Consider the following 17,729-nt stretch of genomic DNA (forward strand, 5'->3'; position numbering starts at 1 on the left):
CATGGCAGAACTGACCACGTTGGCCCGACCTTACGCTAAGGCTGCCTTTGAGCATGCCCAGGCCCATCAGCAACTGGCCAATTGGTCAGCCATGCTCGGCCTGGCTGCTGCGGTGTCGCAAGACGACACCATGCAGCGCCTGCTCAAGGCCCCGCGACTGACGAGCGCAGAAAAGGCCGCCACGTTCATTGACGTGTGCGGTGACAAGTTCAATGCACAGGCACAGAATTTCATTCGTGTTGCCGCGGAAAACGACCGTCTCCTGCTTCTGCCGGAGATTGCCGCTCTGTTCGACCTGCTGAAGGCCGAGCAAGAGAAATCCGTGGACGTGGAAGTCACCAGTGCCTTCGCGTTGAACCAAGAACAGCAAGACAAACTCGCCAAGGTTCTCAGTGCACGGTTAGGCCAGGAAGTGCGCCTGCACGCGTCGGAGGATGCCAGCCTGATTGGCGGCGTCGTCATCCGCGCTGGTGACCTGGTAATCGATGGCTCTGTTCGCGGCAAAATCGCGAAACTGGCCGAAGCATTGAAATCTTGAGTTTGAAGGGGCAGCAGAGCAATGCAGCAACTCAATCCTTCCGAAATTAGTGAAATCATCAAGGGCCGCATCGACAACCTCGATGTGAGCTCCCAAGCCCGTAACGAAGGTACCGTTGTTTCGGTATCCGACGGTATCGTGCGGATCCACGGTCTGGCCGACGTCATGTACGGCGAAATGATCGAGTTCCCTGGCGGCGTCTACGGCATGGCACTGAACCTGGAGCAAGACTCCGTGGGTGCAGTGATCCTGGGTGCCTATGACACCCTCGCCGAAGGCATGAGCGCCAAGTGCACCGGCCGCATCCTGGAAGTTCCGGTTGGTAAGGAACTGCTGGGCCGCGTCGTCGACGCACTGGGCAACCCGATCGACGGCAAAGGTCCACTGGGTCACACCCAGACCGACGCGGTCGAGAAAGTAGCTCCAGGCGTGATCTGGCGTAAGTCGGTAGACCAGCCTGTACAGACTGGCTACAAGTCCGTCGACGCCATGATCCCTGTCGGCCGTGGCCAGCGCGAGCTGATCATCGGTGACCGTCAGATCGGCAAGACCGCCATGGCCATCGACGCCATCATCAACCAGAAAGACTCCGGTATTTTCTGTGTGTATGTGGCTGTCGGCCAGAAGCGTTCCACCGTTGCCAACATCGTTCGCAAGCTGGAAGAAAACGGCGCCCTGGCCAACACCATCGTGGTCGTTGCCAGTGCTTCGGAATCCGCCGCACTGCAGTTCCTGGCACCTTACGCCGGCTGCACCATGGGCGAGTTCTTCCGTGACCGCGGTGAAGACGCCCTGATCGTTTACGATGACCTGTCCAAGCAGGCCGTTGCCTACCGTCAGATCTCCCTGCTGCTGCGCCGTCCACCAGGACGTGAAGCGTACCCAGGTGACGTGTTCTATCTCCACTCCCGTCTGCTGGAGCGTGCATCGCGCGTTTCCGAAGAGTACGTCGAGAAGTTCACCAATGGCGCAGTCACTGGCAAAACCGGTTCCCTGACCGCTCTGCCGATCATCGAAACCCAGGCTGGCGACGTTTCCGCGTTCGTTCCGACCAACGTGATTTCCATCACCGACGGTCAGATCTTCCTGGAATCGGCCATGTTCAACTCGGGCATCCGCCCTGCAGAGAACGCCGGTGTTTCGGTATCCCGCGTAGGTGGTGCCGCTCAGACCAAGATCATCAAGAAGCTGTCCGGTGGTATTCGTACCGCTCTGGCTCAGTACCGTGAACTGGCGGCATTCGCCCAGTTCGCTTCCGATCTGGACGAAGCGACCCGCAAGCAGCTCGAGCATGGTCAGCGCGTTACCGAGCTGATGAAGCAGAAGCAGTACGCGCCGATGTCCATCGCGGACATGGCTCTGTCGCTGTACGCCGCTGAGCGTGGTTTCCTGACTGACTTAGAAGTCTCCAAGATCGGCAGCTTCGAGCAAGCACTGATCGCCTTCTTCAACCGTGATCACGCCGAACTGATGGCGAAGATCAACGTGAAGGGTGACTTCAACGACGAAATCGACGCAGGCCTGAAAGCCGGTATCGAGAAGTTCAAGGCCACCCAGACCTGGTAAGCCGCAGCGGGGGCCCAGGCCCCCGCTTGCTAACCTGATAGGTGATACATGGCAGGCGCAAAAGAGATTCGCAGTAAGATTGCGAGCATCAAAAGCACGCAAAAAATTACCAGCGCCATGGAGAAAGTGGCGGTCAGCAAGATGCGCAAGGCACAAATGCGCATGGCTGCTAGCCGTCCTTACGCGGAGCGTATCCGCCAGGTGATCGGTCATCTGGCCAACGCCAACCCGGAATACCGCCACCCGTTCATGATCGAGCGCCCTGTAAAGCGCGTCGGTTATATCGTGGTGAGCAGTGACCGTGGTCTGTGCGGTGGCTTGAACACCAACCTGTTCAAGGCCCTGGTCAAGGACATGAACGTAAACCGCGAACAGGGCGTTGAAATCGACCTGTGCGTGATCGGCAGCAAGGGTGCGACTTTCTTCCGCATCTTTGGCGGCAACGTCGTAGCCGCGATCAGCCACCTGGGCGAAGAGCCATCGATCAACGATCTGATCGGCTCCGTCAAAGTGATGCTGGACGCCTACCTGGACGGCCGTATCGATCGCCTTTCGGTGGTTTCGAACAAGTTCATCAACACCATGACCCAAACTCCAACGGTCGAGCAATTGGTACCGCTGGTGGCAACCCCGGATCAGGATCTCAAGCATCACTGGGATTACCTGTACGAACCCGACGCAAAAGAGCTGCTGGACGGCTTGATGGTGCGTTACGTGGAGTCGCAGGTGTACCAGGCGGTGGTCGAGAACAACGCTGCTGAACAAGCGGCCCGGATGATCGCGATGAAGAACGCCACAGACAACGCCGGTGATTTGATCAAAGAGCTTCAGTTGATCTACAACAAGGCGCGTCAGGCTGCGATCACCCAGGAGATCTCGGAAATCGTCGGCGGCGCTGCCGCGGTTTAACGGTTCAAAAATTCAGAGGATCCAGCTATGAGTAGCGGACGTATCGTTCAAATCATCGGCGCCGTCATCGACGTGGAATTCCCACGTGACGTCGTGCCGAGTGTATACAACGCGCTGAAAGTACAAGGCGCGGAAACCACCCTCGAAGTTCAGCAGCAGCTGGGCGACGGCGTGGTTCGTACCATTGCGATGGGCTCCACCGAAGGCCTGAAGCGCGGTCTGGATGTCGTTGACACCGGCGCTGCCATTTCCGTTCCTGTTGGTAAGGCCACTCTGGGCCGCATCATGGACGTTCTGGGCAACCCGATCGACGAAGCCGGCCCGATCGGCGAAGAAGAGCGTCGCGGTATCCACCAGCCAGCGCCTTCGTTCGCTGACCAGGCAGGCGGCAACGACCTGCTGGAAACCGGCATCAAGGTTATCGACCTGGTTTGCCCGTTCGCCAAGGGTGGTAAGGTTGGTCTGTTCGGTGGTGCCGGTGTCGGCAAGACCGTAAACATGATGGAACTGATCCGTAACATCGCCATGGAACACAGCGGTTACTCCGTGTTCGCTGGTGTGGGTGAGCGTACTCGTGAGGGTAACGACTTCTACCACGAGATGAAGGACTCCAACGTTCTCGACAAGGTAGCGCTGGTCTACGGTCAGATGAACGAGCCACCAGGAAACCGTCTGCGCGTAGCGCTGACCGGCCTGACCATGGCTGAGAAATTCCGTGACGAAGGTAACGACGTTCTGCTGTTCGTCGACAACATCTATCGTTACACCCTGGCCGGTACCGAAGTATCCGCACTGCTGGGCCGTATGCCTTCGGCAGTAGGTTACCAGCCGACCCTGGCTGAAGAGATGGGCGTTCTGCAAGAGCGCATCACCTCCACCAAGGAAGGTTCGATCACCTCCGTGCAGGCCGTATACGTACCTGCGGACGACTTGACCGACCCGTCGCCAGCCACCACCTTCGCCCACTTGGACGCCACCGTCGTTCTGTCCCGTGACATCGCCTCCCTGGGTATCTACCCAGCGGTCGACCCACTGGACTCGACTTCGCGCCAGCTGGACCCGAACGTGATCGGCAACGAGCACTACGACACCGCGCGTGGCGTTCAGTATGTTCTGCAGCGCTACAAAGAGCTGAAGGACATCATCGCGATCCTGGGTATGGACGAACTGTCCGAAAGCGACAAGCAACTGGTAGCCCGCGCTCGTAAGATCCAGCGCTTCCTGTCGCAGCCGTTCTTCGTGGCCGAAGTCTTCACCGGCTCGCCAGGCAAGTACGTGTCCCTCAAAGACACCATCGCTGGCTTCAGCGGCATCCTCAAAGGTGACTACGACCACCTGCCAGAACAAGCGTTCTACATGGTCGGCAGCATCGACGAAGCGATCGAGAAAGCCAAGAAACTGTAATTCCTGCGCCCCGCAAGGGGCGCTATCAGGTTGAGGCAAGCAGATGGCTATGACAGTCCATTGCGATATCGTCAGCGCGGAAGGAGAGATTTTCTCCGGCCTGGTCGAGATGGTGGTTGCGCACGGTAACCTGGGTGATCTTGGTATCGCTCCAGGCCACGCGCCGCTGATCACCAATCTGAAGCCTGGTCCGATCACGCTGACCAAGCAGGGTGGCGCCCAAGAGGTGTTCTACATCTCTGGTGGTTTCCTCGAGGTTCAGCCGAACATGGTCAAGGTGCTTGCCGATACCGTGCAACGTGCTGCAGACCTGGATGAAGCTCAGGCCCAGGAAGCCCTCAAGGCTGCCGAAAACGCCCTGAGTCTGAAAGGCGCGGACTTCGACTACAGCGCCGCCGCCGCACGTCTGGCCGAGGCCGCAGCCCAGCTGCGTACCGTCCAGCAAATGCGCAGAGGCAAGTAATCGGCCCCGGCTGATCACTTCTGTAGCGATTGAGTAAAAGGGTAGCCTCGGCTACCCTTTTTCTTTTTCCGTTTTTCCCTCCCGGTCATTTCACTGACCACCCAGGATTGGTAGCCAGTCAATGTCACTCGATATCGTTATTCTCGCCGCCGGCCAAGGCACCCGCATGCGCTCGGCGCTGCCCAAGGTGCTGCACCCGGTTGCCGGCAACTCCATGCTTGGCCATGTTATCCACAGCGCGCGCCAGCTTCAGCCGCAAGGCATCCATGTGGTCATTGGCCACGGCGCCGAGCAGGTGCGCGAGCGCCTGGGTGCTGACGACCTCAATTTCGTGATGCAGGACAAGCAGCTGGGTACCGGCCATGCCGTGGCCCAGGCGCTGCCGGCCATCAGCGCCGATACGGTGCTGGTGCTGTATGGCGATGTGCCGCTGATCGAAGTGGAAACCTTGCAGCGGCTGCTGGCCAAGGTCAGTGACACGCAACTGGGCCTGCTCACCGTCACCCTGCAGGACCCGACGGGCTACGGCCGCATCGTGCGTGATGGCAACGGGCAGGTCACTGCCATCGTCGAGCACAAGGATGCCAGCGAAGCGCAGAAGGCGATCAAGGAAGGCAACACCGGTATCCTTGCCATGCCTGCTGCGCGCCTGGCCGAGTGGATGGGGCGCCTGTCGAACAACAATGCCCAGGGCGAGTACTACCTGACCGACGTCATCGCCATGGCGGTCAACGATGGCCTGGTGGTCGCGACCGAACAGCCACACGACCCGATGGAAGTGCAGGGCGCCAACGACCGCCGCCAGCTGTCCGAGCTCGAACGCCATTACCAGCTGCGCGAAGGCCGCCGGCTGATGGCCCAGGGCGTCACCCTGCGCGACCCGGCGCGCTTCGATGTGCGCGGCGAGGTGACCGTTGGTCGTGATGTGCTGATCGATATCAACGTGATCCTCGAAGGCAAGGTGGTGATCGAGGACGACGTGCAGATCGGCCCCAACTGCGTCATCAAGAACAGCACGCTGCGCAAAGGCGCGGTGGTCAAGGCCAACAGCCACCTCGAAGGCGCGGTGATGGGCGAGGGCAGCGATGCCGGCCCGTTCGCTCGCCTGCGCCCGGGCACTGTGCTCGATGCCAAGGCCCATGTGGGTAACTTCGTCGAACTGAAGAACGCACACCTGGGCGAGGGTGCCAAGGCCGGGCACCTGACCTACCTGGGCGATGCCGAGGTTGGCGCGCGCACCAATATTGGTGCGGGCACCATCACCTGCAACTATGACGGCGCCAACAAGTTCAAGACCGTGATGGGCGAGGACGTGTTCATCGGCTCCAACAACTCGCTGGTGGCGCCTGTGGATATCAAGGATGGTGCGACCACGGCAGCGGGTTCGACCGTTACCCAGACTGTCGAAGCGGGTGAGCTGGCGGTGGCACGGGCGCGTCAACGCAATATCTCGGGGTGGAAGCGCCCGGAGAAGATCAAGAAGAGCTGAGTTATACACAGCTGTTTCGATCGGAAGCCGACTTGTGTGAATAAGTCGGCTTTTTTTATTGGGTGATGGAGAGGGGGAGGGCTTTGCCCTCCTTTCGCGACACAAGGCCGCTCCTACAGAACAGACTCAGGATCTTATCCACAGGTCAGCGGCAGCTTGACGAAACGGCCATCTTAGGTTTTGATTGCAACCGTTATCTTTCGAATCGAAACTTAAGCGCCCATGTCGAAACGCAATACACCCCAACGCCGCCATAACATCCTGGCCCTGCTCAGCGAGCAAGGCGAGGTGAGCGTGGACGCCTTGGCCAAGCGCTTCGAAACCTCGGAAGTCACCATCCGCAAGGACCTGGCAGCGCTCGAGGCCAATGGCCTGCTGCTGCGTCGTTACGGCGGCGCGGTACCGGTGCCGCAGGAAATGCTCGGCGAGTCGGCCCAGCCCGTGTCCGCCTACAAGCGGGCCATTGCCCGTGCTGCTGTCGGACGCATCCGTGAACACGCACGCATCATCATCGACAGCGGCAGCACCACTGCCGCCATGATCCCGGAACTCGGCCGCCAGCCAGGCCTGGTGGTGATGACCAATTCGCTGAACGTGGCGCGTGCCATCAGCGAACTCGAACACGAGCCCGTGCTGCTGATGACCGGCGGCACCTGGGACCCGCACTCCGAATCGTTCCAGGGCCAGGTCGCCGAGCAGGTACTACGCTCCTACGATTTCGACCAGCTGTTCATCGGTGCCGATGGCATCGACCTCACCCGTGGTACCACCACCTTCAATGAACTGCTCGGCCTGAGCCGGGTCATGGCCGAGGTGGCGCGCGAGGTGATCGTGATGGTCGAGTCCGACAAGGTCGGGCGCAAGATCCCCAACCTCGAGCTGCCCTGGGGCAGCGTGCACACCCTTATTACAGACGAACGCCTGCCCGCAGCGGCACGCGACCATATTCAAGCTCGCGGCATCAACCTGATCTGCGCCGCGATCAGCCAGGAGAAATAACCATGTGTGGAATCGTTGGTGCGGTAGCCGAGCGCAATATCACCGCCATCCTCATCGAAGGCCTCAAGCGTCTTGAATACCGCGGCTATGACAGCGCCGGCCTGGCGGTCTACACCCAGCAGGGTGAGCTGCAGCGCCTGCGCCGCATTGGCAAGGTCGCCGAGCTGGAAGCCGCCAATACTGCCGAGCCGCTGGTCGGCCAGCTGGGCATCGCCCACACCCGCTGGGCCACCCACGGCGCGCCGACCGAAGGCAATGCCCACCCGCATTTCTCCGGCCACGAAGTGGCGGTGGTGCACAACGGCATCATCGAAAACCACGAAGAGCTGCGTGAAGAGCTCAAGGGCCTGGGTTACGTGTTTGCCTCGCAGACCGACACCGAGGTCATCGTCCACCTGATCCACCACACTCTCAAGACCATCCCGGACCTGGCCGACGCCCTCAAGGCCGCGATCAAGCGCCTGCACGGCGCCTATGGCCTGGCGCTGATCAGCGTGAAACAACCGGACCGCCTGGTGGCCGCGCGCAGTGGCAGCCCGCTGGTGATCGGCCTGGGCCATGGCGAGAACTTCCTGGCCTCCGACCAGCTGGCGCTGCGCCAGGTCACCGACCGCTTCATGTACCTGGAAGAGGGCGATGTCGCCGAGATCCGCCGTGACCAGGTGAAGATCTGGGACCAGGATGGCAACGCCGTGCAGCGCGAAACCGTGCAGTACCACGAAGGTGCCGAAGCTGCCGACAAAGGCGCCTACCGCCACTTCATGCTCAAGGAAATCCACGAGCAGCCGGCCGTGGTCCAGCGCACCCTGGAAAGCCGCCTGGGCAACGACCACGTGCTGGTGCAGGCCTTCGGCCCGCAGGCTGCCGAGCTGTTCGCCAAGGTGCGCAACGTGCAGATCGTCGCCTGCGGCACCAGCTACCACGCCGGCATGGTCGCCCGTTACTGGCTGGAGAGCCTGGCGGGTATCCCATGCCAGGTCGAAGTGGCCAGCGAATTCCGCTACCGCAAGGTGGTGGTGCAGCCCGACACCCTGTTCGTGTCGATCTCCCAGTCCGGCGAAACCGCCGACACCCTGGCCGCCCTGCGCAATGCCAAGGCACTGGGTTTCCTTGGCAGCCTGGCGATCTGCAACGTCGGCATCAGCTCGCTGGTGCGTGAATCCGACCTGACCTTGCTGACCCTGGCCGGCCCGGAAATCGGCGTGGCCTCGACCAAGGCGTTCACCACCCAGCTGGTCTCGCTGATGCTGCTGACCCTGGCCCTGGGCCAGGTGCGTGGCACCCTCGAAGCGGGCGTGGAAGCGGAACTGGTTGAAGAACTGCGCCGCCTGCCAGCCCGCCTGGGCGAAGCATTGGCCATGGACGCCACTGTCGAGAAGATCGCCGAGCTGTTCGCCGACAAGCACCACACCCTGTTCCTCGGCCGTGGCGCCCAGTACCCGGTGGCGATGGAAGGTGCGCTCAAGCTCAAGGAAATCTCCTACATCCACGCCGAAGCCTACCCAGCCGGCGAGCTCAAGCACGGCCCATTGGCACTGGTGGACAACGACATGCCAGTGGTCACCGTGGCGCCGAACAACGAGCTGCTGGAAAAGCTCAAGTCGAACCTGCAGGAAGTGCGTGCACGCGGCGGCGAGCTGGTGGTGTTCGCCGACGAGCACGCCGGCATGAGCAATGGCGAAGGCACCCACGTGATCAAGGTGCCGCACATCTCCGATGCGCTGGCGCCGATCCTCTACACCATCCCGCTGCAGCTGCTGTCGTACTACGTTGCTGTGCTCAAAGGGACTGACGTCGACCAGCCGCGTAACCTGGCCAAGTCGGTGACGGTGGAGTAAGGCCAGGTATTCCTAGATCTTGTGGTCGTAACCATTAAAGTCGGTCTCTGAATATTGAAGTCGGTCTCGCTTGGAGCCTTTGAGGGCTCCAAGCGATGGTCCTTCTCTTCTGCTTCACGGGCGCCTTGAAAATCCTGGGTGCTCACCTTGCTGCTCACCATCCAACCGCACGAATCTTTACGCTCCTTCATCGAAAGACATTTCTATCTAGACTATCGATCACCTGAGTCGGTCAAGTTCAGGGAATTGTCCAGGTCCTATATGCGAGGATCGTCTATTGAGTTCATCGCTATCCTCTGTAAGAAATCCCGAAAAGCTCCATCGGCGCCTTTCGGAAGCTGAAATTCTGTAGGGTTCACGGCCATCTACGGAAAGGAATTATGTAATGGCAAAGCGTTACTACTCTCGGACGAGGCCTGGAATGTGGTCTCCGATCTCTTCATCGAGACCCATGGCCGAGGGCGACCACGCCTAGGCGTCCGCCTGATGCTCGATGGTGTGCTTTGGGTGCTCTGCTCGGGGGCTGCGTGGCGAGACATGCCGGAGCGCTTCGGCCCATGGTCAACGGTGTATCAACCGTGACGCGGCTGGCGAAATGAAGGGGCGTTCGATCAGATGCTCAAACGTTTGCACCTGAGATTGAATGAGTAGGCCTGATCGATCTGCAAACCTGGATGATCGACTCAACCGCCGTACGCGCAACCCGAGCCTCATCCGGCGCTCGGAAAAAAAAGGGGCCTGCCCAGCCTGCCGATCACGCTGTAGGTCGCAGCCGTGGTTGCCTGACAACCAAAATCCACATGCTCTGCCATGCCAACGGGATATCGTTGTGCTTCCTCCCCTCAGGCGGTCAAGCCAGTGACATCAGCTATGCCAAGCCATACAGCGATGTGCTGCAAGTCGTTTCTGAGAAAAAACGTTAGAACGGCTCGCACTTCAATGGCGACAAAGATGCTTACACAGTTCTCCCTACGTCCCTGTTTATGTGAACTACGCTTGAATCTTCAATTAATTGAGGGTGTTATCTATGGCTAGTGGGATTTTTCATGTGGAATTTCGCGCGAGCACAGGTGATTTCGGTGACGGGCTTGTGGTTGTGAAGGACGGCGCGGTGAACGGAGGCGATCCTCATTATCTCTACCAAGGGGAAGTCCCAATACAATCTGGCGAGTTCGAGTCGCGGTTTACCGTTCGGAAATACCGCGACGGTAATGTGAATGTCGTAGGCATCGACAATTACACCCTGTTGGCCAGGGGACGCGTTGACTACGAGGGGGGCACTATCGAGTTGCGTGGAGCGGTGGAGGAGCACCCTCAGCTAACCCTTCAGCTACGTGGCCGTAAGATTCAGCCGGTAGTGTGAGCCTATCTCGAGGCCACCTTGGCCGTTGAGTTGAGTAGGGCGTTCCTCTATGGATTGAAGCCTAAAAAAACCCCGCCGATTGGCGGGGTCTTTTTATTCAGTGGTCCAAGCGATCAAGCATGTCCAGCACACCGCTGAACAATCGACCAGCGCTAAACACGCTAGTGACCATCCGCAAAACGCGCCATACCTGGCGCAAAGGAAGTTTAAACCCCATTGGGGTGGCTCCTCGTGCGGGAACCGGACTCCGACCGCCTCTCCGGGCTTGGCGGTCGGATGATGAATTGTTGTCGAACGCATCATCAAGTCCTAGTTCTGTGAATCGGCCCATTCCCGGCACGGTTCCACCCGTGGTTGAGGGGCCAGGCGATAGCAAGCTAGCGAGTGCCATCTTTTTACCACTGATCGGCGAGCCGACCTAGAGCAGTTAGGTTTGTTTCTCGTCGGATTTTGACAAGTTTCAGACGAACGGTATGAGTCCGTTACACATCTTGTGTAACGCCTGTTGCTAGTAGCAACACAGCCGTCCCCGACGGTGTTTAGAGGTAGGCGGAATCCGCCTAAATGCCCGATTCAGCTAGCTTAACCACCGGTTTGCAATCAAAACGCCATCATTTCGATAAATCTCAATCTCTCCTGGGAGATCCAGAGAAGTTCGATGAGCTTCGTTGTAATCGTGCGGTTGATCAAAAAAGGCAACGTGGGATGCTATTGCACGTGATTTAACACGTAGCTATATTCAACCCGTCGAACGTGTCATCAAGTCGCCAGCAAGCTTCTCCACAAGCTCATTGGCCGAGAAAGCCGCCCCTCCAAGGCGGCTTTTTTGTGCCCGAGATTTGGGTGGGGGTCAACGCATCGCTGTGTCGCCATTACGGCAATCACCTCATCAGCAACCAGCACCCAAATCTGCGCGTACGTGATTACTTTACCACGGTGCTAATCACCAGTTCGCGCAAACCGGCAACCCCAAAGATTTACGCCACCTCTTGGTTCTACTCAGCCCTAAAGACTCAAACGGGGAGCGGAAGTGATTGGACAGTGGATGGTGTGAGAGGTAATTAGAGCCCAGATCATTTGCATGATGGCAAAATGACCTCAGGTAGGACTTGCGCCAACCGCCTTAAATGGATTGCTGCCCGAAAGGCAAAGCAACGAGGATCTTGGGTACCATGGAAAGCTTCAAAAAGGACAATCACTACGTACCTCAGACATACCTGAAGCAGTGGATGAGCGACGGCAAGGTCCTCACATACAGACTCCTGGTGCCTCATGAAAAATGCGAAACCTGGAAGGCGCTGTCACCCAAAAGCATTGCCAAGCTTGAGCACCTTTACTCTTACTTCTCGGGCTCAAAGGACAGTGACGAGATTGAACGCTGGCTTGATCGTGATTTCGAAGTACCTGCATCCAGATCAATTGCAAAGGTGGTTAGCGAATCGCGGTTGACCAGTGAGGACTGGAACAATTTGTTCCGCTTCGCGATAGCGCAGTCAGTCAGGACCCCGGCTGGATTGCAGAGCTTTATGAGGCGTCAGAGTGAAACGCTTGAGTCGTTCTTGTCTGAAACGATGGAGGAGTCAGTTGCCAAGTTTAATTCAGCCCTGTCTTCCGGTGTTGAACTGGAGCCGGCCCCAGTTGCAGACCCTTACAACAAGCTTCCCTTGAAGATTCAGCGTGTAAAGAATGAGGATGGAGAGGTGGGGCTGCAAGCGCACGTCCTGAACGGACGAAAGTTTTGGATATGGCATCTTGAGCACGTGCTAAAGAGCACTATCCATCGGATACCTACCCAACGTTGGACCATTCTGCATGCACCACCTGGGGTGACTTGGCCCACCACTGATAACCCGTTTACGAGGTTGGGTGTTGGGGTGAAAGGTGAGTTGAGCCTTGAGGGGGGCTGGGGTGTACGAGGGACGAGACTTTTCATTCCGCTCAGCCCAAAGCATCTCTTGTACGCCTGTGTGGGTTCTAGACCACCTCAACGAGGCACCACGCTCAGTATCTACGACGCAGCTTTTTTCAGGACAATGATCCTGAAGGGCGCCGGCCGCTACGTATATGCAACGGACACCCGTGACATCGAGGAGTACCTGCCCCGTACAGTCTCTCGCGAGCAGTACGATTCGGAGCAGAGGCTTTGGGCTGAATGGCATGAGAGCCAGTCGAGGGAAGAGGCCGAGTATCCCGACCCTGAAGTCATCCAGAGCCTAAGCCGGCGAGAACTTTTTTAATATTTTTCGAATCGGAAAGCGGTTTGAGGGGCGAGGTGAGACAGACTTTAATGATTCCAAAATGCTACAGAGCCCAAGATCTTTGCCGAAATGAAATTGACTTTAATGTCTACGATCACTTGGGAATTAAATCTGCCGCAGGTGGCCAAGGGGTATCAGCCCTTGGCCATCGCTTACGACAGTGCCCACAGGTTTCAAAGACCTAGCTGCTTGAGCAGCACATCAGTCCTGCGTTGATAAGTTGAACGGTCATAAGACAACAACGCCATCCGCCACAACCCCTGAAGATAGGTAATCAGGACGTCAGCGACCGTTTCGGTATCGAGTTCCGAAGGTATAAATCCTTGCGCCTGGTCGGCATGCAGCCGTTGCGCAAAATGCCCTTTCAATTGGCTCAGCGACTGCTGTGCATACTGCGCAAACTCAGGTTCTGCCAGTACCTCTTCCGCCTCCATTGCAGCAATCATGCACAGGCGCGAGGGGGTAGCGGGGTTATCCAACCCGTCGAGGACAGCAGAAAAGAACGCTCGAATTCCAGCTGATGCGGTGTCTGCCTGCAGCAGAGCCTCAATCCGCGGCATGGTGACCTGGACCTCGTAGCGCTGCAAACATGTCAGGTACAAGTTCTTCTTACTTTTCAGGGTGTTATAGAACGACCCTTCGCGGATCCCCATGACCTTGAGCAAGTCACGCAACCCGGTCTCGGCATAGCCGTGTGCCCAGAACAGAGCAGTCGCTTTGTCCAGGGCCTGTTCGTAATCGAATGCAATTTTTCGAGTCATGCTGAAATTCTACGCTAATTGTAGCGATAGCTACAAACAATTGACGGGATCATCCCATCGCCCTAAATTGTAGCGGTCGCTACAGATGCGATTTACCGTCAACGACGACCCTTGGGCAGTGATTCCATCGCTGGGCCACCACCCTTGGGATCAGCTCATGAGTACTCACATGCAAAACTCACCCAATGCATTGGTTCTGCCTACCGCGAACGAAGGCCTGACACCCTTTACCATCGAAGTGCCGCAAGCTGCCATCGATGACCTTCAGCAACGCCTGCGCATGATCAGGTGGCCAGACGGAGAGCTGGTTTCCGATTGGTCGCAGGGGGTGCCTTTGTCAGCGGCAGAGCAATTGGTCGCGCACTGGTTGCACCACTATGACTGGCGCAAGTTCGAGGCCAGGCTCAACAGCTTTCCTCAGTTCCGCACACGTATCGATGGTGTGGGCATCTATTTCATCCACGCTCGGTCACCCCATCCACATGCCATGCCGATCTTGCTGACCCATGGCTGGCCAGGCTCGGTGGCGGAGTTTCTGGACGTTATCGAACGCCTCACCGATCCGACCCGCTTTGGCGGTAGTGCGAAAGATGCCTTCCATGTGGTTGTACCTGCTATCCCTGGGTACGGTTTCTCGGATAAACCCCGCGATCTGGGCTGGAACCCAGACCGTATTGCACGGGCGTGGGCCGTACTCATGACCGAACGACTCGGCTATGAGCATTGGGTGGCACAAGGTGGGGATTGGGGCTCAGCAATCACTACGGCACTGGCCAGCCATAAACCTCGAGGCCTGGTGGCCGCACACGTGAACTTGCCGATGGTGGTGCCGGCTCAGTTGCCCGAACAACTGTCCCAGGACGAGAGAGAGGCACTGGCGGGTATTCAGTACTTCGTCGATAAGGGCACAGGCTACGCCGATCAGATGAACACTCGGCCGCAGACCATTGGCTATGCCCTGAATGATTCGCCACTGGCATTGGCAATGTGGATGTACGAGAAGTTTTGGGATTGGACTGATAACAACGGCCAGCCCGAAGATGCCCTGACGCGGGACCAGATGTTGGACGACATCTCATTGTACTGGTTCACCGGTACCGGCACCTCGGCATCACGCTTGTATTGGGAGGGCGTGGGTCAGACTATCCACAGCCATGAATTCTTTTCGTCAGCCCGCTCGGGGGGGCGCAAGATTGAAATTCCGATGGGAGCCAGCCTGTTCCCTGCGGAAACCTTCAATCCTCCGCGCAAATGGGCTGAGCAAGCGTGGGAGCATATTTTCTATTGGAACCGTGTCGATGCTGGTGGTCACTTTGCAGCGTTCGAGCAACCCGATATTTTCGCCAGGGAAATGTGGAAAGCTTTCAGGGTGTTCCGGGATCAGGTGATCGATAGTTGATTTGGCACCTTGCAATTGATCGAAGGGCTTATGCCCCGAGGTGATTGCGAAAAACCATTTCCTACTAATGGTAGCCTGCCGGTAATATCTTCTCCCAACGTTTGACCCCCTATCCGAACTGCCGCCGCCGGCGCAGTGTTGACCCAGGAGAATCAATGGCTAGTCGGATGTCCAAGGCTGATCGCCGCGATCAGTTATTGGCGATCGCAGAGGGCATCGTCAGGGACCAAGGCACCGATGCCCTGACGCTGATCACGCTCGCCCAGCAGGCGGGCGTGAGCAAGCCGGTGACGTATGAGCACTTTTCCACGCGTGAAGGGCTGCTGGTCGAGCTTTACCAGCAGTACGACAAGCGATTCGTCTCTGGCCTGCGTGGCAGCCTCGGCGAGAAGGCGCTGTCGTTGCACGACACCGCGCATGTGGTAGCCAACGCATTCATCGATTGCGCCTGCAATTGCGGGCCTGTGTATGAGCGGGTGATCGCGGCGTTGGCTGCCTATCCGGAGTACCGCGACCTCAAGATCCGCATACGGCAATTCATGGTGGACGCGTTCCTGGAGATATTTGCCGCCCATGTGCACGATCAGAACATGCCCGCGCGGGTCGTGTTCGCCGCGATGTACGGTGCCATGGAGGAGCTGGCGCAAGGCGTCATCCATCATGAGTTCGACAGGCAGGAAGCGGTCGCGTGCATCACCCGCCTGCTGGCGTTTTCAGTCACGCCCCAGCCAGCCTGAAGGCGGCAGCCGCCGGCGCACATTGATGTGTGCCGGCATTATCAGCGTCACTTCGCGGCTTTTGCATTCAGATGGCCGCAACATCCCCCTCAAGTCCTTCCTCATACCTCCCTCCTTCCCGCACAGCCTTGGCATACCAGGGATGAAAGGTTCTTGCGAAAGCCAAAAATTGTCAGCAGACTGTTAACCACGGGATAGCAGTTAACCAATGGTTACGAAGTAAAGGAAAGCGTCGTCATCCCGAGCCTGCGTTGGATGTGACAAAAAAACAAAAACGTCCTGGAGTCGCCTGATGTTCTACCTCAACAAAAAGGTTGATGTGTTCCTCATCACCATGAGCCTTGTCGCCGTGCTGCTGACAGTGGTCGGCCTGGCCGCCTTCCCCGAGCAAGCCGGCGTTGCTGCCAATCAACTCTTCGAATGGGCCACACGATCCTTCGGCACGGCCGTGCAGCTGATCATCTTCGGCAGCACCCTGGCGGTGCTGCTGGTCGCGTTCAGCAAGTACGGCAATATCCGCCTGGGTTCGGGCAAGCCCGAATACTCCACCACCACCTGGGTGTTCATGTTCATCTGCGCGGGCATGGGCTCTTCCACCCTGTACTGGGGCGTGATGGAGTGGGCGTACTACTACCAGACCCCCGGCCTGAACATCGCCCCGCAATCGCGCGAGGCCCTGGAGTACAGCGTCGGCTATTCCTTCTTCCACTGGGGCATCAGCGCCTGGTCGATCTACGCCCTGGCGTCGCTGGCCATGGCCTATCACTTCCATGTACGCAAGAAGAGCGGCCTGAACCTGGCCTCGATCGTCGAGGCGGTCACCGGGCTCAAGGCCACCGGGCCGGTGGGCCGGGTGGTGGATTTGATCTTCCTGCTGACCATGATGGGGGCGCTCACCGTTTCCCTGGCGCTCACCGCATCGACCCTGACCCGCGGCCTGTCGGGCCTGGTCGGCACGCCCGACACCTTCACCGTGCAGGTCATGCTGATCGGCGTGATCGCCGTGCTGTTCTCGCTGAGTTCCTACATCGGCATCGATGGTGGCCTGCAAAAACTCAGCAAGATCGTCTGCTACGGCGCGCTGGTCTTCGCCGCGGTGGTGCTGCTGATTGGCCCGACCCAGTTCACCATCAACAACACGGCCAATGGCATTGGCCTGATGATCCAGAACTACGTGCACATGAGCCTGTTCACCGACCCTGCCGGCGAGGGCGAATTCACCCGCAACTGGACGGTGTTCTACTGGCTCTGGTGGATTTCCTACGCCCCAGGCGTGGCAATGTTCGTGACGCGCGTGTCGCGCGGCCGGCAGATCAAGGAAGTGGTGCTGGCGCTGATCCTGGGCGGCAGCGTCGGTTGCTGGTTCTTCTTCGGCGCGCTGGAGAGCTACAGCATGCACCAGTTCATCACCGGCGCCATCGACGTGCCCCGGATCCTCACCGAACACGGCGGCGAAAGTGCCGTTGAAGCCGTGATCCTGGGCATGCCCTGGGGCAAGGTGTTCCTGGCGGTGTACCTGTTCATCATGGCGGTGTTCTGCGCCTCGCACATGGACGCAGCCGCCTACGCCGTGGCCGCAACCAGCACCCGCAACCTGCAGGAAGGCGAAGACCCGTCGCCCACCCACCGCCTGTTCTGGTGCGTGACCCTGACCCTGGTGCCACTGGCCATGCTGTTCGCCAAGGCCTCGCTGTCCACCATGAAGACGGCTGTGGTGCTGACCGCCATCCCGTTCACCGTGATCCTGCTGATCAAGGTGTATGGCTTCTTCAAATGGATGCTCGCCGACTACGGCTCGGTGCCGGCCCACCTCATCGAGGAAGAGGCCGCGGCCATGGCGCGGGACGAGCGCCCTGCAACCCCGAACGAAGTAACCAAGCCAGCGGCAACCGCAGCGGCATTGGCTCAATGATTTTGCCTGCGCGGTGTCGCCTACCCCTCGGTTGATGCCGCGACAGGTTTTTTTTGACCGTAATGTTAACTGCCAGATGACGGTTAACCAAAG

General features: G+C 58.6%; 14 protein-coding genes and 1 pseudogene. 14 read left to right on the forward strand and 1 reads right to left on the reverse strand.

Features of this window, described 5'->3' with window-relative positions:
- Position 1 precedes the first annotated feature (1 nt).
- From ACIPG5_RS08905 to ACIPG5_RS08955, 11 genes and pseudogenes are all read left to right on the forward strand, one after another.
- Positions 2 to 538 carry a F0F1 ATP synthase subunit delta gene (locus tag ACIPG5_RS08905; protein WP_176511764.1) on the forward strand — a complete coding sequence of 179 codons (537 nt, stop codon included), beginning with the start codon at positions 2 to 4 and terminating at the stop codon, positions 536 to 538.
- Between the two features lie 21 nt (positions 539 to 559).
- The gene (gene atpA, locus ACIPG5_RS08910; RefSeq protein WP_401374393.1) at positions 560 to 2,104 is read left to right on the forward strand and encodes a F0F1 ATP synthase subunit alpha; all 1,545 of its coding nucleotides are present in this window, start codon (positions 560 to 562) and stop codon (positions 2,102 to 2,104) included.
- Between the two features lie 48 nt (positions 2,105 to 2,152).
- Positions 2,153 to 3,013 carry a F0F1 ATP synthase subunit gamma gene (gene atpG / locus ACIPG5_RS08915; protein WP_176511766.1) on the forward strand — a complete coding sequence of 287 codons (861 nt, stop codon included), beginning with the start codon at positions 2,153 to 2,155 and terminating at the stop codon, positions 3,011 to 3,013.
- Positions 3,014 to 3,040: 27 nt separating this feature from the next.
- The gene (gene atpD, locus ACIPG5_RS08920; RefSeq protein WP_008092236.1) at positions 3,041 to 4,417 is read left to right on the forward strand and encodes a F0F1 ATP synthase subunit beta; all 1,377 of its coding nucleotides are present in this window, start codon (positions 3,041 to 3,043) and stop codon (positions 4,415 to 4,417) included.
- A 43-nt stretch (positions 4,418 to 4,460) separates the two neighbouring features.
- Positions 4,461 to 4,880: a F0F1 ATP synthase subunit epsilon gene (locus tag ACIPG5_RS08925; RefSeq protein WP_176511767.1), complete on the forward strand. Its 420-nt coding sequence runs from the start codon at positions 4,461 to 4,463 to the stop codon at positions 4,878 to 4,880.
- A 121-nt stretch (positions 4,881 to 5,001) separates the two neighbouring features.
- On the forward strand, positions 5,002 to 6,369 hold the full coding sequence (glmU, locus tag ACIPG5_RS08930) for a bifunctional UDP-N-acetylglucosamine diphosphorylase/glucosamine-1-phosphate N-acetyltransferase GlmU (RefSeq protein ID WP_176511768.1): 1,368 nt from the start codon (positions 5,002 to 5,004) through the stop codon (positions 6,367 to 6,369).
- A 222-nt stretch (positions 6,370 to 6,591) separates the two neighbouring features.
- Positions 6,592 to 7,368, forward strand: coding sequence for a DeoR/GlpR family DNA-binding transcription regulator (locus ACIPG5_RS08935; RefSeq protein WP_401374397.1), 777 nt, complete (start codon positions 6,592 to 6,594; stop codon positions 7,366 to 7,368).
- Positions 7,369 to 7,370: 2 nt separating this feature from the next.
- Complete coding sequence (glmS, locus tag ACIPG5_RS08940) at positions 7,371 to 9,206, forward strand: glutamine--fructose-6-phosphate transaminase (isomerizing) (RefSeq protein ID WP_401374400.1); 1,836 nt, start codon at positions 7,371 to 7,373, stop codon at positions 9,204 to 9,206.
- Between the two features lie 385 nt (positions 9,207 to 9,591).
- Positions 9,592 to 10,126 (forward strand): annotated as a pseudogene (locus tag ACIPG5_RS08945) (IS5 family transposase); the annotation flags it as partial.
- 107 nt (positions 10,127 to 10,233) lie between these two features.
- A complete protein-coding gene (locus ACIPG5_RS08950) occupies positions 10,234 to 10,569 on the forward strand; it encodes a GrlR family regulatory protein (protein ID WP_401374402.1) in 336 nt (111 codons plus the stop codon).
- 1,172 nt (positions 10,570 to 11,741) lie between these two features.
- Positions 11,742 to 12,806 carry a DUF4238 domain-containing protein gene (locus ACIPG5_RS08955; protein WP_401374404.1) on the forward strand — a complete coding sequence of 355 codons (1,065 nt, stop codon included), beginning with the start codon at positions 11,742 to 11,744 and terminating at the stop codon, positions 12,804 to 12,806.
- 194 nt (positions 12,807 to 13,000) lie between these two features.
- Here the strand turns inward: ACIPG5_RS08955 and ACIPG5_RS08960 are convergent, their stop codons facing one another.
- Complete coding sequence (locus ACIPG5_RS08960; RefSeq protein WP_401374406.1) at positions 13,001 to 13,588, reverse strand: TetR/AcrR family transcriptional regulator; 588 nt, start codon at positions 13,586 to 13,588, stop codon at positions 13,001 to 13,003.
- 169 nt (positions 13,589 to 13,757) lie between these two features.
- Between ACIPG5_RS08960 and ACIPG5_RS08965 the strand changes: the two genes are divergently transcribed.
- From ACIPG5_RS08965 to ACIPG5_RS08975, 3 genes are all read left to right on the forward strand, one after another.
- Positions 13,758 to 14,987, forward strand: a complete 1,230-nt coding sequence (locus ACIPG5_RS08965) for an epoxide hydrolase family protein (protein ID WP_401374408.1) — start codon at positions 13,758 to 13,760, stop codon at positions 14,985 to 14,987.
- 167 nt (positions 14,988 to 15,154) lie between these two features.
- Positions 15,155 to 15,724 carry a TetR/AcrR family transcriptional regulator gene (locus ACIPG5_RS08970; protein ID WP_176511772.1) on the forward strand — a complete coding sequence of 190 codons (570 nt, stop codon included), beginning with the start codon at positions 15,155 to 15,157 and terminating at the stop codon, positions 15,722 to 15,724.
- Between the two features lie 292 nt (positions 15,725 to 16,016).
- A complete protein-coding gene (locus ACIPG5_RS08975) occupies positions 16,017 to 17,636 on the forward strand; it encodes a BCCT family transporter (RefSeq protein ID WP_401374410.1) in 1,620 nt (539 codons plus the stop codon).
- Positions 17,637 to 17,729 lie beyond the last annotated feature (93 nt).

Origin of the sequence: Pseudomonas sp. NPDC087029 (assembly GCF_044745345.1) — a bacterium.
Classification (GTDB): domain Bacteria; phylum Pseudomonadota; class Gammaproteobacteria; order Pseudomonadales; family Pseudomonadaceae; genus Aquipseudomonas; species Aquipseudomonas faucium.